Source organism: Aurantimicrobium photophilum, from assembly GCF_003194085.1.
GTDB classification, from domain to species: Bacteria; Actinomycetota; Actinomycetes; order Actinomycetales; family Microbacteriaceae; genus Aurantimicrobium; species Aurantimicrobium photophilum.
The window spans coordinates 890,969-915,279 of sequence record NZ_CP023994.1 but is presented as its reverse complement, the minus strand read 5'-3'; the positions used below and the strand labels follow the sequence as shown (position 1 = coordinate 915,279).

The window sequence follows — 24,311 nt, the reverse complement described above, 5'->3', positions numbered from 1 at the left end:
TTCGCTTGGGTAGCATTGACTCATGGCATCCTCATCACTCTCTGCTGCGCTGGTAACCAAGCTTGAAGCTGCTCAGATAGCTTCACGCGCTCTGGCAACGCTGACTACAGCGCAAAAGAACCAGGCCCTTGCAGCTATTGCTGATGTGATTGATGCCAACCACAGTGCCATCTTGGCGGCTAATGCCCTTGACATCGAGGCGGGCGAATCCAGCGGCATGGCCGAAGGATTACTAGACCGCCTCCGTTTCACTCCAGAGCGTCTCACATCACTTGCCAATGCTGTGCGTGATGTCATTTCCTTGCCAGACCCAGTTGGTGTTGTGGTGCGCGGCAATGACATGCCCAATGGCATTCACCTCAGCCAGGTTCGCGTGCCTTTTGGCGTGGTGGGCGCAATCTATGAGGCGCGTCCCAATGTGACTGTAGATATTGCTGCGCTGTGCATCAAAAGTGGTAATGCCTCTGTTCTTCGCGGTGGATCTGCTGCCGAGAACACCAACACTGTCACTGTCTCACTCATTCAAAAAGCACTAGTTTCTGCTGGTCTTCCCGCCGAAGCAGTTCAAAGTATTGATGAGCTTGGACGTGAAGGCGCCACTCAGCTCATGGCTGCTCGCGGATACGTAGACGTACTTATTCCTCGAGGCTCAGCAAACCTCATCAACGCGGTTGTTCTTGAGTCCAAGGTTCCTGTTATTGAAACAGGTGCTGGTGTGGTGCATCTCGTTATTGATGAGAGCGCTGACCTCGCCCAGGCTGTAGAGATTGCACACAACTCAAAAGTTCAGCGACCCAGCGTTTGCAACGCTCTCGAGACGCTGATTGTGGTGGACAGCATTGCTGAAGAAGCATTGCCACCGATTCTGTCTCGACTGGCTGACGCGGGAGTCACTCTCAAGGGTGACGCCAGAACTCGTGAGATATTCCCCACCATCGGTTTGGCGACCGATGAGGATTACGCAACCGAACATATGGCTCTTGAGATGAGCGTCAAAGTTGTTTCAGATCTTGACGAAGCAATTGCCCATATTCGTCGATTCTCAACCAAGCACACCGAGTCAATCCTGACCAACAACGTTGCGCAAGCAGATAAGTTCCTTGCTGAAGTAGACGCTGCTGTTGTGATGGTCAATGCCTCAACACGGTTCACAGACGGGGGAGAGTTCGGTTTTGGTGCAGAAGTGGGAATCTCTACCCAGAAACTTCACGCCCGTGGTCCTATGGGGCTTCCTGAACTCACCTCGACCAAGTGGTTGGTCCGCGGTTCTGGTCAGATTCGCCACTAGACTTTAGAAGTAGTCAAAACACACGTGGAGTAACAATGAACACAGTAGAAATTCTGGCAAACGCCGAAGGTCACGAGAGCTTCCCCCTGGTCATTCCAGCAATTGCTTTCGCCATCATTGCAGCCGGTTTCTTCACCTTCCTTGGTCTGGTTACCTACAGCTACAAAGATGTTGCAGCACGTCACCGTCAGAAGTGGTCTGACGCGAGCGACCACGCAGCACACCACTAGGAACGTTCACCATGACCGTTGACGGTCAGGAAACACGTATCGGTGTCCTAGGCGGCACTTTTGATCCACCTCAAAACGGCCATATTGCTGTTGCAGAAGCGGTTTTTGAGGGTCTTCACTTGGATCACGTCCTGTTTGTTCCTGCGGGTGATCCCTGGCACAAAGACGAAGAAGCAACTCCTGCGGAGCGGCTAGCCATGGTTTCTTTGGCTCTCGAAGACAGTCAACACTTCTCTGTTAGTTCAGTAGATATTGATCGACCAGGCCCCACCTACACAATCGACACTCTTCGTGATTTATCCAAGCTCTATCTCGGTGCAAAGCTATTTTTTATCGTGGGAGACGAAGCTTTTGCAGGAATTCAAACGTGGAAAAATTATGAAGAATTAGGTGAATTTGCCACCTTTGTTGTGGTTTCTCGCCACGGCACACAGCCAGAAGTTCCCGCAAAGCTTTCACCCAGCGTAAACTTGCTAGAAATATCGGCTTTGCCTATTTCGTCCACGCAGTGTCGTGAACGAATTGTGAACGGACAATCTCTTGAAGGTCTTGTTCCAGACAACGTCGCTGAATTTATTGAAGAACATCAGTTGTATCGGAGAAATGCGTGAGTGGTGATACTCCCGACATCGTGTTGAACGAATTCGGTGACCTCTCGCGCAAGGCACGTCGTGAGCTGGAAGCCCGTGGAATCGACCCGGACACAGCTGTTGTCGAATACATTGCTGCCACAGGACAGATGCCCGTCATCACTCATGAAATGGCTGCAGCTGCGAAAGCTGAAGCACAGGCAGAAGCTGCTGCTGCCAAGGCATTCGAAGCTGAGGTTGTTGAAGAGCACATTGCTCCTGTTGAAGAACCTGCTGAAGAAATTGTTGCTCCAGTTCAGTCAGTAATTGAGCAGACATCTATCCCTCCCGTTTCTGTTCCAGTTACCTCTGCAGAAACTGGCCCCATCGAACCTCTTGCCGTTGCTCCGGCTCTCGATTTTGGATCTCTTTCAGCGGTGGAGGAGACACTCGCCGCGGTTTCTGATCAGACCGGTGAGATTGTTACCTCAGGCTTCGATTCACTTGTTTCTGTTGAGACTTCCGACGTGCCCACCGGCCCTACCAAGGGTGAAGCGCGACGACTTGCTCGAAAAGAAAAGAAAGCTCAAGCTCTTGCTGCCAAACAAGAGAAGATTGCTGCCGCTGCTGAATCTAAAGCTGCCGCAGCTGCCGCTGCGGAAACACTCGCTGTTGAAAAGGCAGCAATAAAGGCCGCGGAAGAAGATGCTCGAGAACAAAGCAAAGCCGATGCAGCCGAATTAGCTACACGTGAAGCAGAAGCTCTTGCTGCTGCCGAAGCTCGTGAAACTGAGCTCGCTGCAGAACGCGAAGCTGCCCGAGTTTCACAAGAAGCACTCGAAGCCGAACAGGCACGAATTGCGCTCGAAAAAGAAGAACAAGCCATCGCCGAAGCCGCAGCCGCAGCTACAGCCGCAGCATCCGTCAAAGAGGAAACTTCGCAAGAACTTGTTGTCGAAGAATTGGATACCTTCGACGATGATGAGTACGAAGAAGAAGTAGAGCCACAGACCATTTCTGAAGCAACTGCCGCGATTGCTATCGCTGAAGCTGTTGCGGCAGCTGAAGCAGTTGTCGAAGCCGGTGAGGTCAACATTGAATACGGCAACCTCGCCAATTCTGTTCCAGCAACGACCGGATCTATTTCCGTCATCAGCAATGCTCTGATTCTTCCGACTCTTCCTGAGACCACAGGATCTATAGCTCCCATTAACCCCACTGGCGAGATCGTGATTACAGGTTCCATACTGATTCCGTCTTCTGTGTCCCAGGTGGGTGCAAACTTAGAAAACCTCGACACCTCAGAAATTGATGTCATCAAAGATGACGAAGAGGTTGCCCCAACCCAGGGAATGGCGCCTGTATCTGCCGCAACTGCCGTCTCTGCTTACAACATCTCCAACAGCGTCGTCACAACTCCTCGTGGCATGAATGAACGCCTTCCTTTCATCCTCTCCATCACAGCTGCCGGTTTGGCTGTCGGAGTGGTTGCTCTATTCGTTGCCGGTTATTTCTTAGGACTGTTCTAATTGGCTGCTACTGAAAACGCTCACCGTTTGCTCCAAATTGCTGCACAAGCAGCAGATGACAAAGGTGGCTTCGATCAAGTTGCGCTCGATATTTCTGAGCCACTGCCTCTGGTCGACATCTTCCTTCTTGTTACTGGTCGCAATGAGCGCAACGTCATCGCGATTTCTAACGAAATCGAAGACAAGATGATCGAAGCTGGCGTGAAAACTATTCGTCGTGAAGGTCGTGCTGAAGGTCGTTGGATTCTTCTCGATTTCGGTGACTTGGTTGTTCACGTCTTCCACGAAGAAGAACGCATGTATTACGGACTTGAGCGTCTATGGAAGGACTGCCCTGCAATCCCTCTTGAGTTCGTTCAGCACAGTCCTGATGTAGTAATCTAAACAAGTTGTCTCGCAGATATTGCGAGGTTACGGGTCTGTGGCGCAGCTGGTAGCGCACCTGCATGGCATGCAGGGGGTCAGGGGTTCGAGTCCCCTCAGATCCACAAAGAAAAATCCCTGCAAAGGCAGGGATTTTCTTAATTACTCAACTGGTTTCAGATTCTCGTCATTTATTTCGACTACTTTGGCGACACGTCGTGCAAACTTCTCATCGGAAGTTCCCAACCACTCAGTTGTCATCCAGACACGAACAATCTCCATAGCGATAGCTGAGCCAATAATCTTTCCGCCGATACACAACACATTGGTGTCGGAGTGACTCCGTGCTAGTTCTGCACAGAATGAATCTTGGCAGACTGCTGCATAAACTCCGTTGACCTTGTTGGCAATCATGGCAGAGCCATATCCAACACCGTCGACAAAGATTCCTCTGTCGGCTTTTCCTGTTGCAACTGCTCGTGCAGCGGGATAGACGTGATCGGGTAGGTCAGCGGGATCTGAACTGTCAGTGCCGAAGTCGATAACCTCGTGCCCCTGAGCGGTGAGCCAGGCCGCAATCTCAATCTTCAGTGCGAGTCCTGCATGGTCATTGGCGAGGGCTATCTTCATGTTGCAAGGCTACGTGATATGTTTTCGAGGTTCAAAGGAATGACATGTCAGAAACTCTGCCTCCCTGCCCACACTGTTCAAGTGAATACACCTACGAGATGGGTGCACTATTGGTTTGCCCTGAGTGTGCCCATGAGTGGAACCCTGAAGAAGATGAGGCTATTGACTCCTCCATCATCAAAGATTCTGTCGGCAACATTCTTGCTGACGGCGACACAGTAACCGTGGTCAAGGGGCTTAAGGTCAAGGGTTTCCCTCAAGACATCAAGGTGGGCACCAAGGTGCGCAATATTCGTTTGGTTCCTGGTGCGTCAGACGGCCACGACATCGACTGCAAGGTTGACGGTTTCGGCCAGATGCAGCTGAAGTCCTCTGTGGTGAAGAAAGTTCTTTAGAACTTATTGTTCATCGCTGATCTGGACAACAATTTTTCCAAGATTGTCCCCAGAAATCAGTGCTTCAAATCCCTGGTGAATGTTTTCCAGCGTCACACTGTGATCAATTACAGGTCGTGCACCGGATTCTTCCATCACACGAAGACATTTATAGAACTCCGCCAACGTGCACGTAGTGGAGCCAATAATGCTGAGTTGTTGGTAGAAAACACGGTTGAGGTCTGCATTCGCATTGGGGCCACTGGTCGCTCCACAAATCACTACTGTGCCGCCCGGGCGCAGAGATTTGAGCGAGTGTGACCAGGTAGCCTCTCCTACGGTCTCCACCACGATGTCGACCCGCTCTGGAAGACGTGCACCTGGTTCAAAAGCAGCGTCAGCGCCTATATCGAGCGCAAACTGACGTTTACGTTCATCACGCGCTGTGACATAGACAGTTGCTCCTGCGGCTTTAGCGAGCGATATCGCAGCGCTGGCTACGCCCCCAGATGCGCCTTGAACAAGAACGCGATCTCCTGCTTTGAGTCCTGCACGCGAAAACATCATTCTGTAGGCGGTTCCCCACGCAATACCCATGGCAGCAGCTTCCTCAAAGCTCAACCATTCGGGCTTGGGCACCAAACTGCTTTCTGGAACCACAATGTAGTCAGCGAAAGTGCCGTTATAGAGCTCACTAATGATGGAACGCTGAGGATCCATGGTCATGTCACCCATGCCTCGAGCTGCATCGGCAATGACGGGATAAATGATGACGGGCTTGCCATCGTCTGTGTAACCAGCTCCGTCACAGCCCAAAATCATGGGGATGCGTTCAGCGGGGTGACCCACCCCTCTCAGAGTCCACACATCATGGGGGTTCAGTGAGGCTGTGACCAGACGAACTTTTGCCCATCCTGGCGGAACTTCGGGTTCTGGCACATCTTGCAGGAGCAATCCTGCAAGTGGATTGTCATGGTCTTGGCTGGTGGCTACGGCGGCACGCATGACTACAGGCTAAACCAGGTCACGCCAATCACGAACAGGTTCATCAGCACCACGTGGCGGCATTGGTTCGTCGTTGTATTCGAAATCGTCCTCATCTCGAATGATGTCAACGGCTGCAGTAAAGGTTCCCGTGGGTGGGTTAATTACTACTTCTTCATCTCTGCGGTATTGGAGAACGTTTTCGATGTAGTCACGAACCGCCTCGTTGAGAGGAACATCTCTCGCTTGTTCTTGCGACATGAACCAGCGGTGTTCCAATACTTGGTGGAACACTTCAGCGGGTTCTAACTTGCTGTCGAGGTTTTCAGGCACTGCGCGAATAACTGGCTCGAAAACACGAGTGAGCCACAAATGAGCCACTACCTCTTCATCAAGATTGAGAAGACTCACAGTTGCTGCGTAGGAGTCAAGGTCATTGAGGAGGCGACGGGCTTGGTTTTCTTCGGTGTCGAGACCGGTGAGGCGAAGTAATCGGCGGGCATGGTGACCTGAGTCCACAACCTTGGGTTGAATTTTCACCTTGGTGCCATCTGCATCAGTCTTGATGGAGAGCTCCTCAATATCGAAGCCCAAATCGTTCAATCGTTGAACACGTTTGTTGATCTTCCAGAGTTCGTTTTGTTCGAGAAGCTCCGGATCATTGAGTTCGTGCCACAGAGTGTCGTAACTGGCCATGATGCGGTCACTGGTGGCAACAGGATCTATTGCTGCATCGAGTTTGCCGCCTGCCTGAATGTCCATGAGTTCACCGGCAATGTTGACCCGAGCAATCTCCAGATCGTGTTCACGCTGACCCTTGGTCAAGCTGTCATAGAGGCGGCCTGTTTCGGCATCGACCAGATACGCAGCAAACGAACCTGCGTCACGGCGGAAGAGAGTGTTGGAGAGGGAAACGTCTCCCCAGAAAAAGCCCACGTTGTGGAGGCGAACCAAGAGCAAGGCAAGGGAGTCAACCAGTCGTTGGGCAGTTTCGGGACGCAAAGTGGTCGAATAGAGCGCACGGAAAGGCATTGAGAACTTGAGGTGACGTGTTACGAGTGCAGAAGGAAGTGGGTTGCCTTCACTATCCGTTCGTCCCTGAATGACGGCAACAGGTTCAACGCAGGGAACTTCGATCTTCTGAAGATTGCGCAGCATGTCATATTCGCCCTGCGCCATCTCATCGGTGGTCTCCTTGATGGCGATGACATAGCCATCCAGTTGAGCAAAACGCACAATGTGGCGAGAAATGCCTTTCGGCAGTGCTGTGATGGTGTCGTCTGGCCAGTTTTCCAGTGGGATATCCCACGGTAGAGCTAACAGGCCTGGTTCTACTGTTGCAGCGGTGATGTTGAGTGAACCACTCATCTATCAATCTCTCTTGTTAAGTGAGTTGCCCGCGACCAGTGATCTGATCGCGGGCAACATTGCACCAAATGGTTTTGTGAATCCAGTAGATTCAGGCGAATATCTAGAGAGCTACTGCTCCTGAAAGACGCTCACCGGATTCTGCGTCGAAGACGTGGATGTGCTTCTCGGTGGGAAGTACGAATACTTCGTCACCACGCATGGGGTGGTCGCGACCATCAACACGAACAGTGATGCTGTGCTCGGTGCCATCGATGGTGACGTGACCGTAAAGGTAGCCGTCTGCACCGAGTTCCTCAACAACATCAACCTTGATCTTCAGGCCCTTGTCCTTGTTCACGGTGAGGTCTTCGGGACGAATACCAACAGTGACAGCTCCAGTAGCCTTTTTGGTTACCTCAGCGTCGACCTTGGCAACGGTGTTACCGAATTCAACACCACCCGAAACAATCTTGGAGGGGAACAGGTTCATGGCGGGGGAGCCAATGAATCCTGCAACGAACTTGTTTGCGGGACGCTCATAGAGGTCACGAGGAGTACCAACCTGCTGAAGAAGACCATCCTTGAGAACCGCAATGCGGTCACCCATGGTGAGGGCTTCAACCTGGTCGTGGGTTACGTACACAGTGGTGACACCGAGACGGCGTTGGAGTGAAGAGATCTGAGTACGAGTCTGAACACGAAGCTTGGCGTCCAGGTTCGACAGTGGCTCATCCATGAGGAATACCTGTGGCTTGCGCACGATAGCGCGACCCATAGCTACACGCTGACGCTGACCACCAGAAAGAGCCTTGGGCTTACGGTCGAGGTACTGCTCGAGGTCAAGAAGCTTTGCTGCTTCAAGAACGCGCTCTGCGCGCTCTTCCTTCTTGACGCCGGCAATCTTGAGCGCGAAGCCCATGTTTTCTGCCACGGTCATGTGAGGGTACAGAGCGTAGTTCTGGAAAACCATGGCGATGTCGCGGTCCTTTGGTGGAACGTCAGTGACATCGCGGTCACCAATGAGGATGCGACCGCCGTTGACCTCTTCGAGGCCTGCGAGCATGCGCAAGGTAGTGGACTTACCGCAACCCGAAGGTCCGACAAGTACGAGGAATTCGCCGTCTTCAACCTTGAGGTTGATCTTGTCTACCGCGGGCTTGGTGGTGCCGGGGTAGAGGCGAGTGGCGTTATCAAATGTAACTGTAGCCATGACTTTTACTGCTCCTTCACCGGCAGGTACGTGCCGGACGATCCGTTGTGAATGGAAAGAGATACCCGTCTTTGGATATCTCCATTACCTAGTCTGGCATAACAAGCCGGTGTGGGAATAGAACTTGCTGTATTTCACTTATCCTGAACAAGTATTCAGATCTGCATGAGAAATGAGCTCCACGTGGCACACGACGTTGAATTCGGTTTAGACACATTCGGTGATGTCACGGTTGATCTAGATGGTAAGCCTGTTTCGCATGCCCAGGTGCTCCGAAACGTTGCAGCAGAGGCTGTATTGGCTGACGAGGTAGGTCTGAACTTCTTCGGCATTGGTGAACACCACCGAGATGACTTCGCTGTTTCCTCTCCAGAAGTTCTCCTGGGAGCTATTGCTAGCCAAACAAAGAATATTCACCTCGGCTCGGCAGTGACCGTGCTGAGTTCTGATGACCCCATTCGTGTATTCCAGAAGTTTGCCACGTTAGATGCCGTCTCTAACGGCCGTGCTGAAGTGATTGTGGGGCGAGGCTCTTTCACAGAGTCTTTTCCCTTGTTTGGTTTTGATCTTCAAGATTACGAAAAGCTCTTTGAGGAGAAACTCGATCTTTTCGCCCATCTTGTTCAGGGCGGGCCAGTTACCTGGCAGGGAACAATTCGTCCGGCTTTGAACGAACAAGCGGTTTATCCCACCGTTGAAGGCAGAAAACTCAAGACATGGATTGGTGTGGGTGGTAGCCCACAGTCTGTTGTTCGTGCAGCTCAATACGGCTTGCCCCTGATGCTGGCCATTATTGGGGGAGACCCGCTGCGATTCCGTCCTTATGTTGATCTGTATCACCAAGCTCTTGCTCAACTTGAGTTAGAGACTCTTCCTATAGGTCAACACTCTCCAGGATTTATTGCCGAAACCGATGATGAGGCGAAGAACCTCATGTTCCCGCACTATCAAGTGATGCACGAACGCATCGGTCGTAGTCGTGGCTGGCCGCCCCTAACTCGGGCCCAATTTGAACATGAAGCAGGTCCTGAAGGTGCTCTCTTTGCTGGATCACCTGAAACTGTTGCCCAAAAACTTGCTCGAAGTATTCATGGGCTTGGTGTTTCACGATTTGACCTCAAATACAGTTTGGGCACTTTGCCCCACGAGCACTTGATGAACAGCATTCGTCTGTATGGTGAAGTTGTTGTTCCACGCGTGCGTGAATTGCTCGCTGAGATGGATAAGTAACATCTCGTAACGATACCCCTAGGGGTATATGCTGTAACCATGGTTCGGCCCAAAAAAATCGTGGTTATTGGTGGTGTTGCTGGCGGAATGTCGGCAGCTACTCGTCTGCGTCGTCTCGACGAGACGGCACACATTCTGGTGCTCGAACGCAGTGGTTATGTCTCCTATGCGAACTGTGGCTTGCCCTATCACCTGAGTGAAACCATTGAAAAGCGATCGCTTCTCATTCTTCAAAACCCCATTACGTTGGGTGCTCGATTCAACTTGGACGTCCGCGTCCGTCATGAAGTTCTCTCGATTGATCGTCAGTCCAAAACTGTCACCATATATGACAGGGTCTGGAAAGTAACCTACGTCGAAAAGTATGACTATCTCGTCCTTTCACCAGGTGCCAAAGCCACCATGCCTGAAGGTCCAGATGCCAAGTGGATTTTGGCCATGCGCACAGTGGAAGACATGGATAAGGCCATTGCGTGGTTGTATCCCAACCCTGAACATGCCGTGATTCTTGGTGGGGGATTTATCGGTCTCGAGCTTGCAGAGAATCTCATCAAACGAGGAATGAAAGTCACTCTCATTCATCGCGGCAAACAGCTGTTGAGCTATCTCGACCCAGAGCTTGCTATCGCGGTTGCCCAACGAGTGCGCGCATCGGGGGTTGATCTTCGTTTAGAGAGTTCCATCACTTCTTTTACGCGAAACAGCGTAACCCTTGCGGATGGAGAAGTTATCAGCACCGATGTCATCTTCTCAGCACTGGGTGTGAAGCCAGAGGTTCATCTTGCTGAAGAAGCTGGACTCAAAATCGGTCACAACGGTGGAATTTGGGTAGATAACGAACAGCGGACTTCAGATCCCAATATCTTTGCTGTCGGTGATGCTGCAGAAAAGATTGATGCGATTTCTGGTGATGAGCGGCTTGCCACCCTTGCAGGATTGGCTAATAGACATGGCCACTCGGTAGCGAACGCGATTGCAGGGGCACGCACTGTTCCCGCAACTCCAACACTGGGAACATCCATTCTTTCCTTCGATGGCTTAGTGGCCGCAACAGTGGGTTGGAGCGAAAAGGCATTACGTGCAGCTGGACGTCCTGTCCGAGTAATCCATACCCATCCCGCAGATCATGCTGCCTACTATCCAGGTGCACAAACCATGAGATTCAAGCTCATGGTGGATCCTGAAACTGATCTCATTCTCGGTGCCCAGGCTGTGGGCGGTCACGGTGTGGATAAGCGCATTGACGTCATTTCAACAGCAATCTTTGCGGGAATCACTGCTAGTGATCTTGCTCAATTAGAACTTGCCTATGATCCCCAACACGGTTCTGCCAAAGACCCCATCAACATGCTCGGGTATGTCAATAGAAACATTGCAGAGGGTCTGACCAAGGTCATTGAGTGGCATGAACTCGATAGTGCACTGGATTCGGGTGCTGTGCTTGTTGATGTTCGGACCGAGGGCGAATATAAGTACGGACATATTGAAGGAAGCCTCAGTTTTCCGATCGATGTTCTCCGCGAGCACATCAGAGAACTTTCGGGTCAGAAAGTAGTTGTGTACTGCCAAGTTGGTCAGCGTGGTCACACAGCTGCGCGCATCTTGGCGCAAGAAGGAATTGACGTAGTCAACCTCAACGGTGGCTATCTCACGTGGAAGGCTGGCATGGCCTCGAAAGGAGATCAGAAATGACTGACGTAACACCCGAAGAGCAGAAGGCAATAGTCAATCGCCTCAAGCGAGCTCAAGGTCAGCTGGCAGCTGTGATTACAGCTGTGGAAGCAGGCGGAGATTGTCGTGCAGTGGTCACGCAGCTTTCAGCCGTTTCAGGTGCCATTGATAAGGCTGGTTTTGCCATCATTGCGAAGGCGATGCAGGAGTGCATGGCCTCAGGTGAAACAAAAGAGAACGCGCCGACCGTTGCGGAGCTCGAAAAGCTGTTTCTCTCCCTCGCCTAGCTAAACTCCAAACATGGCCAAGCCCAAGCATCCAGTAGCACTCTGGTTTGCTGTCATTGCGGGAACACTCGTGACGGCGTTCATGACCGTTTTACTGTTTACACAGCCCGCCATAGACCGGGTAGGTAATCCCCAGAACTACACCCAGATTTACCAACGTCCCGTCATTGAACCTTGGGGCGTTCACCCCCTTGAGTTCTACGTTGAAGACTCTCTTGCGAACATGACACTCGAGCAAAAGATTCGCTCGCTCATCATGGCTAATCAACCAGGAACTGATCCTGCATCTTTGCAGTCTTTCGTCTCGTCTAATGAACTTGGTGGATTCATTGTCATGGGCAGCAATGTTCCCGAGACCCCAGCAGAACTCACTGGCATTACTACAGCGATCGCTGGCTCTGCAGAGTTGCCTCGTTTGATAGGGATTGACGAAGAAGGTGGGTTGATTAAGCGCCTGCCTTATGACGCCTATGCCGGCGCTGACACCTTGCGCAATGAGCCTGTTTCATCCACATTGACTGCATTCACGTCGCGCGGTGATCTTCTCAAGAGTCTTGGGGTGAATCTGAACTTCGGTGTGGTGGCAGATGTTTCTAGCGACCCGCAATCCTTCATCTATGGTCGTTCCTTTGGAGCAGATGCCGCGGCTACGGCTGAACGAGTGGCAGCTGCCGTCACGGGTGAAGATTCATCGGTGATGAGCACCATCAAACATTTCCCCGGTCATGGCAGTGCGCCTGGAGATTCCCACATCGGTGTTCCCACATCTCCACTGACGTATGACCAATGGCTCTCCACCGATGCGATCCCATTTCAAGCCGGTATTGATGCTGGAAGCTCAATGGTGATGTTTGGCCACTTAGCCTTCCCGGCCGTGGATTCCTTGCCTTCATCGTTGTCGCCTCTATGGCACAAGATTCTTCGTGAAGAGATGGGTTTCACGGGTGTCATCATTACTGACGACATGACGATGATAGAACACTCACGTCTTCCCGAGTATGAAAACCGCGTAACGAACGCGGTCTCTGCGTTAGCTGCAGGCAATGACGTCTTGCTATATGTCCCAGGTCCAGATTTTGATCCAGGAGCAATCGTTGCGGGTGTGTCAGCGGCTGTTCAGTCGGGGCAGATTTCTCAGGAACAACTTGATGATTCAGTCCGAAGAGTATTAACTTTGCGACGGGAACTCTTCCCTGAGGCAAATTCCTGGATGCCACCCTGTGATGAGCGCTGCTTTATTCGGGTGACGTATTAGTCGCCCGTGCCCGTAATTTCGTCACGAATACGGCGAAGGTTTTCCATGAGGAAACCAATCAAGATCCAGTTATATCCAGACGGCGGACTTAGTCTGATGGGTTCAGTCAGTGCTGGCATTTCTTGCGTATCTGGATGAGCTTGTTTCATGGCAGGAAGACCAGCATCCCGGACCAGCAGTCTCAGGTCATGTCCTGAACGCATGAATTCTTCAGCTATCTGAGCAATTCCTGGTTCGGCAATAACTGTTTCGTCATAGTTGTCCCGAACACCTCGGGCAACACCTATAGTTCTGGTCACTAAAACAGCGAGTTGTTCAAGAAGCAGTTGCTGTGCATCAAGATCTTTGCCGTGCGTTCCCTTGAATACATTGAAACGAAGACTTTCCTGTGCTGAACGCAAAGTCGCTTGTGCTTTATCTAGTTGGGGTCTGAGGTTGCGTGCACGGGTATTGATATTGGACAAGACTTCGTAGCTTGTCTCTCTGCGAAGCACACTTCCAATGTCTTCAAGTACTTCGGCAATATTGGCGCCTAACTCAGCAATCGCTTGTTGAGATGGTCCAATCGCTACAGGTGGAACGATCACCGCATTGACAATAAAGGCAATGGAGGCACCAATGAGGGTTTCCACAATGCGCCCTGCTGCATATTCAGGAGTTGCAGATCCAATTGCAATGACCAACATGGCGCTGATGGCAATTTGATTGGCTGTGCCAGGAGTGAATTTGAATAACCAGCCCGCGATAAAGGCCACCATAATTGCGGCAAGGACGAGCCAGCTATGGTTGCCGAAGATGAGGCTTGCGCCCAAAGCGATGGCCACACCGAGAACGACGCCGGTGCTTCGTTCGATGGCTTTTCCCAGCGACTGGTTAATGCTGGGTTGGATGACAATGATTGCCGCTATCGCCGCAAAGATGGGTTGCTCGTTGGGATAAACCCACAACGCAGCAAACCAAGCCAAAAGCGTGGCAATGATTGTCTTGGCTAACTGCAGAAACGGAATGCGCTTCTTTGTCTGGACGTTGGACACGATGCTCACGTATTCACCGTATTGGTTTGTCTCAACACCCGCTTCAGGGCTCGCCTGTAGTTCTCCACCCCGAGTAAAGCGGTAGGTCTACTCACATTCTTCAAAAACCTGGATGTGTTCGCATTCTGAATATCTACTCTCATCACATGTCGTGGTTAGGTGATCAATTCAGGCGTTTGGCTGGATTGGATGATGCATCACAATCTGATGTCTTCCTCCAGGACAATTCATCTCATCGAATCAGAGTACGAGTTGCCGTAGGTGCTGCCACCGTCGCTGGACTAGCCATCGTAGTTATTGCGATTCTGTCCTCAACAATTGCTTCAGCCGGCAATCAAGTTCACGTTCCACTCGATCTCACAGCGTCACCATTAGTCACAACCGAGGAGGAGACAAGCCCATTGGGAACGGTACTTATCCATGTCATTGGAGAAGTGACTAGTCCAGGCATTTACGAACTAGAGAGTGGTTCTCGAGTTATTGACGCTGTCATGGCAGCTGGGGGATTAAGTCCTCAGGCTACTGAGTGTGGCATAAATCTCGCACGAGAAGTCAGAGATGGTGAACAAATAGTCATTTCCTCTCAGCAAGCAGGGTGTGCCACTGGTGAGGGAAGTGCAACTGGTTCTTTGGTGTCGTTGAATCAGGCAACAGCAGAGCAGTTTGATTCATTGCCGGGCATAGGACCGACTCTTGCCAATCGAATCGTCCAGTGGCGAGATAGTAACAACGGCTTTTCTTCTGTCGATCAGCTCAACGAGGTCTCCGGTATAGGTGACAAATTGTTTGCCGGAATCAAAGATCTCGTTTCATTGTGAACAAGGTCAGAATTGAGGCAGATCTCCGTCTTTCCATACCCGTTCTCGTGGGCTGGAGTGGTCTCGTTGTTGTTCTGAACGTAGACATTCCTTTGTTCAGTCCGTCAACTAGTCATTTTGGCTTTGTAGCAGTTCTTGCGCTTTCAGGATGCTTCACCCTGAAAAGACTCCCGATACTTGGTCTCACAGTTCTTACATCCTCAGCTGTCTTGCTGTCCTGGCTCATCCAATTACCCCATCATGTTGATGTTCTCCCCTGGGAGAAGACTCCGCCCATAGAGATCCCCTGGTGGTTAGTGTGGGCGGAACACCTGAGAAATTCCTTCTTGGATGCGGCATCCACGCTTCCAAGTTTCGGTGGTCAGCTCATACCGGGGTTAGCAATTGGAGACACCAGCAGAGTTAGTGAACACCTTTCACACTCAATGAAAACGGTTTCGCTCACACACATCACCGCAGTGTCTGGGGCGAACATTGCCATTGTTACTGCAAGTGTGATGGCTATCGGTGCACTGTGTGGGGCTGGTCGGCGGGTACGCCTTGTCATTGCAGTTTGTGCACTTGTTGCATTTGTCATATTGGTCACGCCTCAACCCAGCGTTCTTCGCGCTGCGGTGATGGCTGTAGTCGTGATGATTGCACTGTTTAGCGGAAGACCAGGTTCTGGAATACCACTGTTAGCTTTTGCGACTCTCTTGATGCTGATGTGGAATCCCTGGTGGGCCATAGATTACGGATTCATACTTTCCGTTTCGGCAACCGCAGGATTGCTTCTCTTTTCAGGGCCACTTGCTTCAAGTTTGAATAGATGGTTACCGCTATGGCTTGCCACCGTGATAGCTATTCCACTCTCGGCTCAATTGATGTGTCAGCCATTCATTATTTTGCTGAATCCACAACTTCCTACCTATGGAGTGCTGGCAAATGTCATTGCTGCACCAGCGGCACCGATAGCCACCGTCATTGGCCTTGCAGGATGTTTGTTGACGTGGTGGATACCCGGTGTAGCTTTCCCACTGCTGTGGTTATCGTGGCTACCCGCTGAATGGATCGGTCAAACCGCAACAGTTCTCTCCCGATTCCCCGAATCGCAACTCCCTTGGATTTCTGGTCCGGTTGGGGCAATCACTGCAGCATTTGTTTCTGTAGTGATTTTGCTGATGTTGCTCTCTTCGAATAAACGAGTGAGGAACACTCTGGCAGTGAGTGTCGTTGTCACCGTTATCACTTTGACTATTACTTCAGTAATGAGTGGGCTACGTTTCACCGCAAGTATTCCGCCCGATTGGAGCATTGCCGCTTGCGATGTTGGTCAAGGTGACGGATTAGTCCTCAGAAGCGAGGAACGTATTGCGGTTATTGATGTTGGTAGAACCCCCGAGCCCCTCAGACATTGCCTTGAACAGCTCGGAATCACTCATATCGACCTGTTGGTTCTTACCCATTTTGATAAAGATCATGTGGGTGGATTAGAAGCCGTATTAGGGAAAGTTGATGTCGCAGTTGTAGGCAAAGCAGAAAACGCGGAGGATCAAGGACTGCTAACTGAACTAGCGCGTTCGGGAGCTTCACTGCACAGAGGAACGCAAGGTCTTACAGGTGCATTGGGTGAAGCGCAGTGGCAAGTTCTGTGGCCAGATGAACATCACCCACTCATGGATATGGGGAACCCAGGATCGGTAACTCTGTTGTTAACTTTCCCACGGTTTAAGGCACTGTTTCTGGGTGATCTCGGCAAAGAAGCTCAGTTGGCCATGATGAGCACAGTGCATCTGCCTCAAGTTAACGTTGTGAAAGTTGCGCACCACGGTTCAGTAGATCAGAGCTCAAGTTTGTATGAACAGATACAACCTCAGATAGGCATCTTCTCAGTCGGTCAGGAAAACGATTATGGTCATCCTCGGCGAGAAACACTCGACATGTTGAGTCAGCTTGGAACACTCACGCCTCGGACGGATCAAGATGGACTGATTCTGATTAGTGAGAATTCGACGGGGTTGAGTGTCTGGACTGAGCATTAGGCTAAAACCATGGCAGGTAAGGCAAAGATTGCGATTGAGCAACTCTCATGGAACAACGCTAAACCTGCTCCCATCGTGCTTGTCAGCGGTGCAGAAGGATTTTTAGCTGACCGAGCTACACAGCGAATCCGTGAAATTCTTCGAGATGCAGATGCGTCCTTAGAAGTCAGTGATTTGGATGCCAGCAGCTATGCTCCTGGTGAATTATTGACGTTGGCCAGTCCGTCATTGTTCGGCGAACCTCGTTTGATACGAGTCAGTGACGTTGAAAAATGTAATGACGAATTTCTTCTAGAAATGCTGGATTATGCAGAGTCTCCCGACACTGACACCACCGTTGTGTTGCGGCACGGTGGGGGAGTGCGCGGTAAGAAACTGCTAGATACCCTGCGTGCAGGCACGGGCGGTGCTGTCGAAATTGTGTGCGCAGAGCTCAAGAGCGATAACGACAAGTTTGATTTTGCCGGTAATGAATTCCGAATTGCCGGACGCAAAATTGCACCAAGTGCACTTCGTTCACTGGTTCAAGCGTTTTCTGGGTCAGGTTCAGAACTCGCCAATGCTTGTCAGCAACTCATCGCTGATGCAGATGGCGACATTTCCGACAGGACTGTTGAGGATTACTACGGTGGTCGTATCGAAGCTACTGCGTTCAAGGTGGTCGATTCTGCAGTAGCAGGACGCCTAGGTGACGCCTTAGTTACGTTGCGTCACGCCTTACAGTCAGGTGCAGACCCCGTGCCAATTGTGGCCACCTTTGCTTCCAAGTTGAGACTGATGGCCAAGCTCTATGGCGAACGTCGAGGTTCTGGTGAACTTGCAGGAGCATTAGGCGCTGCTCCCTGGCAAATAGATCGTGCCCGGAAAGATCTATCGGGCTGGAGTGAAACGGGCCTGGGTAATGCCATTGAAGTGATAGCTCAAACAGATGCCAACGTTAAAGGTGCTTCTCGGGACCCCATTTATGCCTTGGAACGTATGGTCAATGTCGTTGCCAGTTATGGCAGACGCTAAGCCGGAGCGCTTAAACAAATATGGCCCCCACAATCGTGGAGGCCATATTCATAAAGTGTGCTTAGAGAGCAGCAACCTTCTTAGCAATAGCTGACTTGCGGTTAGCGGCGTTGTTCTTGTGAAGAACACCCTTGCTTACTGCCTTGTCAAGCTTCTTGCCTGCGGTCTTCAGGGCTGCTTCAGCAGCTGCCTTGTCTCCGGTTGCAACTGCGGTGCGAGCTGCACGGACAGCGGTCTTAACCTCTGACTTCACAGCCTTGTTGCGCTCAGTTGCCTTTGCGTTGGTGCCAATTCGCTTGATCTGCGACTTAATGTTTGCCACGTTAACCGTGTCTTTCACTCGATGTTTGTACGTTTGGATTGTGTCGCACCAGAGGTAGAGGGCTCTTCGCGACGAATCGTGTAGGTGGGACTACACGTAAGCCAAGAACCAACACTACCAGTAAGTGTGGCAGTTGCTAAAACTGTGTCGCAGTTCGTGGGAGACTAGAGGTTCTATGTCTCCACGTGCTACGAAACCACTGCAACCTGCGTCAACAGACCCAGCGAAGATTCGCAACTTCTGCATCATCGCTCACATTGACCACGGCAAGTCGACCCTTGCCGACCGCATGCTTCAGATCACCGGCATCGTGGATGACCGTTCCATGCGTGCACAGTATCTAGACCGCATGGATATCGAACGTGAACGTGGCATCACCATCAAGAGCCAGGCAGTTCGTATGCCCTGGGAACTCAATGGTGAGACCTTTGCCCTCAACATGATTGATACACCTGGTCACGTTGACTTCACGTATGAAGTGAGCCGTTCATTGGCTGCGTGTGAAGGTGCAATTCTTCTTGTTGACGCAGCACAGGGAATTGAAGCGCAGACTCTCGCAAACTTGTATCTGGCGATGGAGAATGACCTCACCATCATTCCAGTGCTCAACAAGATTGATCTTCCTGCTGCTGACCCAGAGAAATATGCCAAAGAACTGGCAGATCTCATTGGTGGCAAGCCAGAAGACGTCCTGCGTGTCTCAGGTAAGACAGGCATGGGTGTTGCGGAATTGCTGGACCTCGTAGTGGAGAAGATCCCAGCACCTGTGGGCAACGCAGATGCTCCTGCACGCGCCATGATTTTTGACTCCGTCTATGACGCTTACCGTGGTGTTATTACCTACGTACGCGTCATTGATGGAGCGCTCAAGCCCCGACAACGTATTCAGATGATGAGCACCAAGGCATCTCACGAACTCATCGAAATCGGAGTGAGCTCACCCGAACCCATCCCTTCCCAGGGCCTAGGCGTGGGTGAAGTGGGTTATCTCATCACCGGCGTTAAAGATGTTCGTCAGTCCAAGGTCGGTGACACTGTTACAGACTTCACTAAGCCAGCAACCGAAGCACTTCCGGGTTACACCGACCCAAAGGCGATGGTCTTCTCAGGTCTCTATCCCATTGACGGTTCCGATTACCCCGTTTTGCGTGAAGCCCTAGACAAGCTCAAGCTCTCTGACGCTTCGCTGAACTATGAACCAGAGACTTCGGTAGCTCTCGGTTTCGGTTTCCGCTGCGGATTCCTCGGGCTTCTTCACCTTGAGATCATTACTGAGCGCCTCGAACGAGAGTTTGGCCTTGACCTCATTGCAACAGCACCGTCTGTGCCCTATGAAGTCACAACCGAAGACAAGAAGACCGTCACCGTCACTAATCCGAGTGAGTACCCTTCCGGAAAGATCACTCGAGTTTCTGAGCCCTTAGTGCGCGCAGGTATTTTGACACCTAAGGATTACGTTGGCACCATCATGGAGCTGTGCCAGAGTCGCCGCGGAAACCTGCTGGGCATGGAGTACTTCGGAGAAGACCGTGTTGAGATGAAATACGAGATTCCTCTGGGAGAGATCGTGTTTGACTTCTTCGACCACCTCAAGAGTCGAACCCAAGGGTATGCCTCCCTGGACTATGAAGAAGCTGGTGAACAGGACTCTGACCTCGTCAAGGTAGACATTCTTCTCCAGGGTGAACAAGTAGACGCATTTAGTGCGATTGTTCACAAGGACAAGGCGTATGCCTATGGCCTCATGATGACGGAGCGACTGAAGAAGCTCATTCCTCGTCAACAGTTTGAAGTCCCTATTCAGGCAGCTATTGGTGCGCGAATCATTGCCCGCGAAACCATTTCTGCTATTCGTAAAGACGTTCTTGCTAAGTGCTACGGCGGTGACATCACCCGTAAGCGCAAACTTCTGGAAAAACAGAAGGAAGGTAAGAAGCGCATGAAGATGGTCGGTCGCGTTGAGGTTCCACAGGAAGCCTTCATTGCTGCGCTTCAAGGCGATGAAGAAGTGAAAAAGAAATAATGTCTGAAACACAACGCCGATCCAATTTCAGTGGGGATCGCGCCGTGAGCTATGGCTCTGTCGGCGCGACTCAGGCAGCAGATGTTCTGGTCTTCCCACCAGCTGGTTTTCGTTCAGCACAGTCTGAATTTCGCCTCGGAAGCGGTCAAGAACGTTTTGACACGGCAACTGCTGCTTTGATGACCTGGGGAGTTCCCAAGGGCTCACATCTCGAGGTCGTCTCAGTCAATGAAGCACACTCCGAGGGGTATAACGGATTGCTCTTCAACGAGTTTGGTGCCCCCGTACCTCCAACTGCAGATGCGTTGGATCAATTATTTGCTCCTGATGGAACCCCATATTTATCCGCTGGTACGACAGTCGAACTTGCCAAGTTGTGGAGTCCCTCTGAGCTCACATCAAGTTACCGTGTCATCTATGTTGTTCGTGAAGAACGACGCATGGGTTATGCCCTCGGCACTTTGGACTACGAACCCGTCATCGGTGAAGAATTCTTTAGCGTTGAATGGCGTGACGACGATTCTGTGTGGTCTGTCGTTCGGTCTGTGACGGCAATTGCAGAGGGTAGGAAGTATTTCTACCTCACACCTTTGATTCGTTTGCGTCAGTGGCTCCAGCGTCGTCAATACGTTCGTTCTTTACTTCCTGCTCGTACCGCATAACTGATGGCTGGGCCGCTGCCTGAAGGCAATGACATGCCAGCTGATGGTTCATTGCCAAATGGAGTCAATGTCGGTGCCGACAGTCGGACCATGAGTGCATATATTCACGTTCCGTTTTGTCGTGTGCGTTGCGGATACTGCGATTTCAATACCTACACAGCTACTGAACTTCGAGGAACCTCACAATCGACATATATCGATGAGCTTTCTCGTGAGATTGAACTCTCTGGGTCAGTGTTGACTCGTGCAGGTGTGCCAAAGAGACCGCTCACATCAGTGTTTTTTGGGGGAGGAACACCAACCCTCCTCCCAGCCAGGGATCTTGTGCGTGCTCTCGAGCTGGTGCGCGACGAACATGGACTTGATTCACATGCTGAAATCACAACCGAAGCAAACCCTGACACGATTACTCCTGAATATGTGCAGACCCTTGCGCAGGCTGGATTTACTCGCCTCAGTCTGGGAATGCAGTCAGCTATTCCCTCTGTATTGGCAACTCTCGACAGAACGCACAACCCAGCTTCTGTTTCCGCCGCAGTCCAGGCAGCACATGAGGTTAGCTTAGAAGTCAGTATTGACCTCATTTATGGAACGCCAGGGGAGACGCTTGATCAATGGCGCCAATCTCTGGAAGCAGCAATCTCACTGAATACTGGGCATATTTCTGCCTACGCGCTCATTGTCGAAGACGGCACAGCACTCGAGCGACGGATACGTCGTGGTGAATTGCCAGTACCGGATGACGATCTCGAAGCCGATATGTATGAATTGGCTGATGAACTTCTTACAGCTGCTGGTTTTCAATGGTATGAAGTCAGTAACTGGTCTAAGTCTTTAGAGCAACGCTCAGTACACAACCTCACTTACTGGCAAGGAAACGACTGGTGGGGTTACGGGCCTGGAGCTCATTCACATATCGGTGGAACCAGGTTTTGGAATGTGAAGCACCCAGCTGCTTATGCTCAACGTCTTTCTCTGGGCCAATCACCTGCTGCTGGGTGGGAACAGCCCCATGAGGAAGCGGTTGCACTTGAACGTGTTCTTCTAGGTAGTCGAATTCGTGAGGGGATTTCCACCCTCGAATTCGAACCGAACATAGTTGCTGGACTCATCGCTGATGGACTTATTGACGGTCATTTCGCGCTCAAACACAACCTCGTGCTTACTGTTGCAGGACGTCTTCGCGCAGATGAGGTTGTGCGCAGGCTTACCTTCTCCTAACTCAGCAGACAGGGCTAACTCGGGGTAGTATTAGCACTCAGAATGGTCGAGTGCCAGCGATGAATTGAAGGAGGATTGCATGGTTTCTCAACGCGGTCTTGAAGTCCTTCGAGCAATTGTTCAGGACTATGTTTCTTCACGTGAACCAGTAGGTTCCAAAGCAATTGTGGATCGTCACCAATTTGGTGTTTCTGCAGCAACCATTCGCAACGACATGGCCCTGCTGGAGGAAGAAGAGCTCATTGTTGCTCCCCACACCTCGAGCGGTCGAGTTCCAACTGATAAGGGCTATCGACTCTTCGTTGACCATCTTGCTGAGGTCAAGCACATCAGTACTGCTCAGAAACAGGCCATCGATCACTTTCTCGATGAATCAGTAGATTTTGATGAACTCCTCGGGCGAACCGTTCGTCTTCTTTCGCAGCTCACAAACCAGGTTGCAATAGTTCAATACCCCACTCTGGGAGCAACTCGTGTTCGTCATATCGAACTCGTCTCTCTTGGTAATCGACGCGCACTCTGTATTGTCATCACCGATAACGGCCGAGTCGAACAGAGATTGCTCGATCTCGACACTGACGTGTCAGAAGCTGATTTGTCTGAACTTCGCTCGAGTATCAATGCCCAAGTTGCAGGAAAGCTTCTCACAGAACTTGCTGAATCAGTTGTTCTTTTGTCCACATCGGTTTCTCCGCACCTGTCTTCTGCAACAAACCACATTGCGTCTGCATTGAGTGACAGCATCCAAGCAAATCGACAGCAGAAGTTGGTTATGGCAGGCACGGCTAATTTGGTGCGTACTGAGGAAGATTTCCACGGCAGTATCTATCCTGTGCTTGATGCAATTGAAGAGCAGGTCATCCTTCTCAAGCTCCTGACCGAGATGAAGGCTGACGCTCACGAGGTGGCTGTCAGCATTGGTCGGGAACACAGTAATTCTGGTTTAGAGCAAACAAGTCTTCTCGCCACGGGATACACCTCCGCTGGGGAGTCAGCGACTCTAGGTCTGCTTGGTCCTACTCGTATGGATTATTCCAACAACATCGCTTCAATTCGGGCAGTTGCTCGATACCTCACACGCGTCCTTGACGCTCAATAACGTTCAAACCAAAGGAGATTGCCTTCGTGGCTGATCATTACGACGTGCTCGGTGTCTCTCGTGACGCGAGCCCAGAAGATATTAAGAAGGCGTATCGACGTCTAGCGCGTGAACTGCACCCAGATGTAAACCCTGACGAGACCTCACAGGAGAAGTTCAAGCTGGTTACTCACGCCTATGAGGTGCTGAGTGACCCTGTTCAACGTCAACAGTATGACCTTGGACCTCAAGCAGGATTTGGTGGTGGAGGGGGCTTCAGTGATTTTGGAGACATCTTCTCCACCTTCTTTGGCGGGGGACAGCAACGCGGTCCTCGTTCACGCATGGAGCGCGGTCAGGACGCACTTCTTCGCGTAGAAGTAGAACTCGCAGAAGTGATATTTGGAGTTCACAAAGATATCGAGATCGACACCGCAGTTGTGTGTGAAACCTGTGAAGGCTCGTGTTGCCAGCCTGGAACATCGCTTGCAACATGCGACATTTGTGGCGGTTCCGGAACCATTCAGCGTGCTGTTCGTTCGCTTCTGGGCAACGTCATGACCTCTAACCCCTGTGGAAGCTGCCGTGGCTATGGAACTACCATTCCCGCACCCTGTAGCTCTTGTCAGGGACAGGGTCGAGTTCGCGCCACGCGTTCGATTCCACTCGACATTCCTGCCGGTGTGGACACGGGAGTTCGACTCCACATGACCCAAGCCGGTGAAGCAGGTCAAGCAGGCGGAGTCAATGGAGATCTGTACTTTGAGATCAAGGTCAAAAACGATGAGATCTTCAGCCGTGACAACGATGATTTATTGTGCACGCTCGAGATTCAAATGACCGATGCCATTTTGGGCACCAAAGTAACTGTCCCCGCACTCGATGGTGACGTCACCGTCGACATCAAGCCAGGTACTCAAGGTTCTGAAGTGGTGACTGTGAAAGATCGCGGAATTACGCGTTTGCGTGGAAATGGACGTGGTGACCTCAAGGTAGGTATACATATCGTCACGCCCACCAAGCTCAGTGGCAAAGAGAAAGATTTGATTGAAAGCTTCGCCAAGGGGCGTAAGCAACCAGCTCCACAACTTGCTCATTTCCAACAGGGAATGTTCTCTAAGCTTCGTGATCGATTCTTCAACGTCTAA

General features: G+C 51.3%; 24 protein-coding genes and 1 tRNA gene. 19 read left to right on the top strand and 6 right to left on the bottom strand.

Annotation, left to right across the window (positions count from 1 at the left end; genetic code table 11):
• Positions 1-22 precede the first annotated feature (22 nt).
• The 6 genes from AURMO_RS04550 (at position 23) to AURMO_RS04525 (ending at position 4,104) form a co-directional block, all read left to right on the top strand.
• Positions 23-1,288: a glutamate-5-semialdehyde dehydrogenase gene (locus AURMO_RS04550; RefSeq protein WP_110233474.1), complete on the top strand. Its 1,266-nt coding sequence runs from the start codon at positions 23-25 to the stop codon at positions 1,286-1,288.
• Positions 1,289-1,323: 35 nt separating this feature from the next.
• Entirely contained in the window at positions 1,324-1,518 is a 195-nt protein-coding gene (locus tag AURMO_RS04545; RefSeq protein ID WP_110233473.1) for a hypothetical protein, read from the top strand.
• A gap of 11 nt (positions 1,519-1,529) precedes the next feature.
• On the top strand, positions 1,530-2,129 hold the full coding sequence (gene nadD, locus AURMO_RS04540; RefSeq protein ID WP_110233471.1) for a nicotinate-nucleotide adenylyltransferase: 600 nt from the start codon (positions 1,530-1,532) through the stop codon (positions 2,127-2,129).
• The gene (locus AURMO_RS04535; RefSeq protein ID WP_110233469.1) at positions 2,126-3,616 is read left to right on the top strand and encodes a hypothetical protein; all 1,491 of its coding nucleotides are present in this window, start codon (positions 2,126-2,128) and stop codon (positions 3,614-3,616) included. Before nadD ends, AURMO_RS04535 begins: the two co-directional genes overlap by 4 nt.
• Complete coding sequence (gene rsfS, locus AURMO_RS04530; protein ID WP_110233467.1) at positions 3,617-4,000, top strand: ribosome silencing factor; 384 nt, start codon at positions 3,617-3,619, stop codon at positions 3,998-4,000.
• A 31-nt stretch (positions 4,001-4,031) separates the two neighbouring features.
• A tRNA-Ala gene (locus tag AURMO_RS04525) sits at positions 4,032-4,104 on the top strand.
• 37 nt (positions 4,105-4,141) lie between these two features.
• Here the strand turns inward: AURMO_RS04525 and AURMO_RS04520 are convergent.
• Entirely contained in the window at positions 4,142-4,609 is a 468-nt protein-coding gene (locus AURMO_RS04520; RefSeq protein ID WP_110233465.1) for an RpiB/LacA/LacB family sugar-phosphate isomerase, read from the bottom strand.
• A gap of 44 nt (positions 4,610-4,653) precedes the next feature.
• Here AURMO_RS04520 and AURMO_RS04515 point away from each other — a divergent pair, with 44 nt between their 5' ends.
• The gene (locus tag AURMO_RS04515) at positions 4,654-5,004 is read left to right on the top strand and encodes a zinc ribbon domain-containing protein YjdM (RefSeq protein ID WP_110233463.1); all 351 of its coding nucleotides are present in this window, start codon (positions 4,654-4,656) and stop codon (positions 5,002-5,004) included.
• Between the two features lie 3 nt (positions 5,005-5,007).
• On the opposite strand, the gene AURMO_RS04510 is transcribed toward AURMO_RS04515, so the two are convergent.
• From AURMO_RS04510 to AURMO_RS04500, 3 genes are all read right to left on the bottom strand, one after another.
• The gene (locus AURMO_RS04510; RefSeq protein ID WP_110233461.1) at positions 5,008-5,988 is read right to left on the bottom strand and encodes a zinc-binding dehydrogenase; all 981 of its coding nucleotides are present in this window, start codon (positions 5,986-5,988) and stop codon (positions 5,008-5,010) included.
• 9 nt (positions 5,989-5,997) lie between these two features.
• A complete protein-coding gene (locus tag AURMO_RS04505; protein WP_110233459.1) occupies positions 5,998-7,335 on the bottom strand; it encodes a DUF4032 domain-containing protein in 1,338 nt (445 codons plus the stop codon).
• Positions 7,336-7,438: 103 nt separating this feature from the next.
• A complete protein-coding gene (locus tag AURMO_RS04500) occupies positions 7,439-8,527 on the bottom strand; it encodes an ABC transporter ATP-binding protein (protein WP_110233457.1) in 1,089 nt (362 codons plus the stop codon).
• Positions 8,528-8,692: 165 nt separating this feature from the next.
• Here AURMO_RS04500 and AURMO_RS04495 point away from each other — a divergent pair, with 165 nt between their 5' ends.
• Genes AURMO_RS04495 through AURMO_RS04480 form a run of 4 tightly spaced genes read left to right on the top strand, consistent with a single transcriptional unit; the run spans position 8,693 to position 12,970 of the window.
• Positions 8,693-9,757 (top strand): LLM class flavin-dependent oxidoreductase, encoded by a 1,065-nt coding sequence (locus tag AURMO_RS04495; RefSeq protein ID WP_239406785.1) that lies wholly within the window; start codon positions 8,693-8,695, stop codon positions 9,755-9,757.
• Positions 9,758-9,796: 39 nt separating this feature from the next.
• Positions 9,797-11,449, top strand: a complete 1,653-nt coding sequence (locus AURMO_RS04490; protein ID WP_110233453.1) for an FAD-dependent oxidoreductase — start codon at positions 9,797-9,799, stop codon at positions 11,447-11,449.
• Positions 11,446-11,715: a metal-sensitive transcriptional regulator gene (locus AURMO_RS04485; protein ID WP_110233451.1), complete on the top strand. Its 270-nt coding sequence runs from the start codon at positions 11,446-11,448 to the stop codon at positions 11,713-11,715. The genes AURMO_RS04490 and AURMO_RS04485 overlap by 4 nt, the downstream gene beginning before the upstream one ends.
• A 13-nt stretch (positions 11,716-11,728) precedes the next feature.
• A complete protein-coding gene (locus AURMO_RS04480; RefSeq protein ID WP_110233449.1) occupies positions 11,729-12,970 on the top strand; it encodes a glycoside hydrolase family 3 N-terminal domain-containing protein in 1,242 nt (413 codons plus the stop codon).
• On the opposite strand, the gene AURMO_RS04475 is transcribed toward AURMO_RS04480, so the two are convergent.
• A complete protein-coding gene (locus AURMO_RS04475) occupies positions 12,967-14,013 on the bottom strand; it encodes an FUSC family protein (RefSeq protein WP_110233447.1) in 1,047 nt (348 codons plus the stop codon). The two genes, AURMO_RS04480 and AURMO_RS04475, sit on opposite strands and share 4 nt — an antisense overlap.
• 137 nt (positions 14,014-14,150) lie before the next feature.
• Between AURMO_RS04475 and AURMO_RS04470 the strand changes: the two genes are divergently transcribed.
• The 3 genes from AURMO_RS04470 to holA are packed head-to-tail and all read left to right on the top strand — an operon-like array spanning position 14,151 to position 17,857.
• Positions 14,151-14,822 (top strand): ComEA family DNA-binding protein, encoded by a 672-nt coding sequence (locus tag AURMO_RS04470; RefSeq protein ID WP_110233445.1) that lies wholly within the window; start codon positions 14,151-14,153, stop codon positions 14,820-14,822.
• A complete protein-coding gene (locus tag AURMO_RS04465; RefSeq protein ID WP_110233443.1) occupies positions 14,819-16,843 on the top strand; it encodes a ComEC/Rec2 family competence protein in 2,025 nt (674 codons plus the stop codon). Before AURMO_RS04470 ends, AURMO_RS04465 begins: the two co-directional genes overlap by 4 nt.
• Positions 16,844-16,852: 9 nt before the next feature.
• Entirely contained in the window at positions 16,853-17,857 is a 1,005-nt protein-coding gene (gene holA, locus AURMO_RS04460; protein ID WP_110233441.1) for a DNA polymerase III subunit delta, read from the top strand.
• Positions 17,858-17,918: 61 nt separating this feature from the next.
• On the opposite strand, the gene rpsT is transcribed toward holA, so the two are convergent.
• Entirely contained in the window at positions 17,919-18,179 is a 261-nt protein-coding gene (rpsT, locus tag AURMO_RS04455) for a 30S ribosomal protein S20 (protein WP_110233439.1), read from the bottom strand.
• 175 nt (positions 18,180-18,354) lie between these two features.
• Here rpsT and lepA point away from each other — a divergent pair, with 175 nt between their 5' ends.
• The 5 genes from lepA (at position 18,355) to dnaJ (ending at position 24,311) form a co-directional block, all read left to right on the top strand.
• Complete coding sequence (gene lepA, locus AURMO_RS04450) at positions 18,355-20,202, top strand: translation elongation factor 4 (RefSeq protein WP_110233437.1); 1,848 nt, start codon at positions 18,355-18,357, stop codon at positions 20,200-20,202.
• Entirely contained in the window at positions 20,202-20,864 is a 663-nt protein-coding gene (locus AURMO_RS04445; protein ID WP_110233435.1) for a DUF1990 family protein, read from the top strand. Before lepA ends, AURMO_RS04445 begins: the two co-directional genes overlap by 1 nt.
• A 3-nt stretch (positions 20,865-20,867) precedes the next feature.
• Positions 20,868-22,085: a radical SAM family heme chaperone HemW gene (gene hemW, locus AURMO_RS04440; RefSeq protein WP_110233433.1), complete on the top strand. Its 1,218-nt coding sequence runs from the start codon at positions 20,868-20,870 to the stop codon at positions 22,083-22,085.
• A 79-nt stretch (positions 22,086-22,164) separates the two neighbouring features.
• Positions 22,165-23,184, top strand: coding sequence for a heat-inducible transcriptional repressor HrcA (gene hrcA, locus AURMO_RS04435; RefSeq protein ID WP_110233431.1), 1,020 nt, complete (start codon positions 22,165-22,167; stop codon positions 23,182-23,184).
• 26 nt (positions 23,185-23,210) lie between these two features.
• Positions 23,211-24,311: a molecular chaperone DnaJ gene (dnaJ, locus tag AURMO_RS04430; RefSeq protein ID WP_110233429.1), complete on the top strand. Its 1,101-nt coding sequence runs from the start codon at positions 23,211-23,213 to the stop codon at positions 24,309-24,311.

Coding starts and splice junctions, on each gene's coding strand:
- AURMO_RS04510 (WP_110233461.1), bottom strand. CDS start 5,988: ATGCGTGCCGCCGTAGCCACCAGCCAAGACCATGACAATCCACTTGCA.
- AURMO_RS04480 (WP_110233449.1), top strand. CDS start 11,729: ATGGCCAAGCCCAAGCATCCAGTAGCACTCTGGTTTGCTGTCATTGCG.
- AURMO_RS04515 (WP_110233463.1), top strand. CDS start 4,654: ATGTCAGAAACTCTGCCTCCCTGCCCACACTGTTCAAGTGAATACACC.
- AURMO_RS04520 (WP_110233465.1), bottom strand. CDS start 4,609: ATGAAGATAGCCCTCGCCAATGACCATGCAGGACTCGCACTGAAGATT.
- lepA (WP_110233437.1), top strand. CDS start 18,355: ATGTCTCCACGTGCTACGAAACCACTGCAACCTGCGTCAACAGACCCA.
- AURMO_RS04445 (WP_110233435.1), top strand. CDS start 20,202: ATGTCTGAAACACAACGCCGATCCAATTTCAGTGGGGATCGCGCCGTG.
- AURMO_RS04470 (WP_110233445.1), top strand. CDS start 14,151: ATGTCGTGGTTAGGTGATCAATTCAGGCGTTTGGCTGGATTGGATGAT.
- nadD (WP_110233471.1), top strand. CDS start 1,530: ATGACCGTTGACGGTCAGGAAACACGTATCGGTGTCCTAGGCGGCACT.
- hrcA (WP_110233431.1), top strand. CDS start 22,165: ATGGTTTCTCAACGCGGTCTTGAAGTCCTTCGAGCAATTGTTCAGGAC.
- AURMO_RS04495 (WP_239406785.1), top strand. CDS start 8,693: ATGAGAAATGAGCTCCACGTGGCACACGACGTTGAATTCGGTTTAGAC.
- holA (WP_110233441.1), top strand. CDS start 16,853: ATGGCAGGTAAGGCAAAGATTGCGATTGAGCAACTCTCATGGAACAAC.
- AURMO_RS04550 (WP_110233474.1), top strand. CDS start 23: ATGGCATCCTCATCACTCTCTGCTGCGCTGGTAACCAAGCTTGAAGCT.
- AURMO_RS04490 (WP_110233453.1), top strand. CDS start 9,797: ATGGTTCGGCCCAAAAAAATCGTGGTTATTGGTGGTGTTGCTGGCGGA.
- AURMO_RS04505 (WP_110233459.1), bottom strand. CDS start 7,335: ATGAGTGGTTCACTCAACATCACCGCTGCAACAGTAGAACCAGGCCTG.
- hemW (WP_110233433.1), top strand. CDS start 20,868: ATGGCTGGGCCGCTGCCTGAAGGCAATGACATGCCAGCTGATGGTTCA.
- AURMO_RS04545 (WP_110233473.1), top strand. CDS start 1,324: ATGAACACAGTAGAAATTCTGGCAAACGCCGAAGGTCACGAGAGCTTC.
- AURMO_RS04500 (WP_110233457.1), bottom strand. CDS start 8,527: ATGGCTACAGTTACATTTGATAACGCCACTCGCCTCTACCCCGGCACC.
- AURMO_RS04485 (WP_110233451.1), top strand. CDS start 11,446: ATGACTGACGTAACACCCGAAGAGCAGAAGGCAATAGTCAATCGCCTC.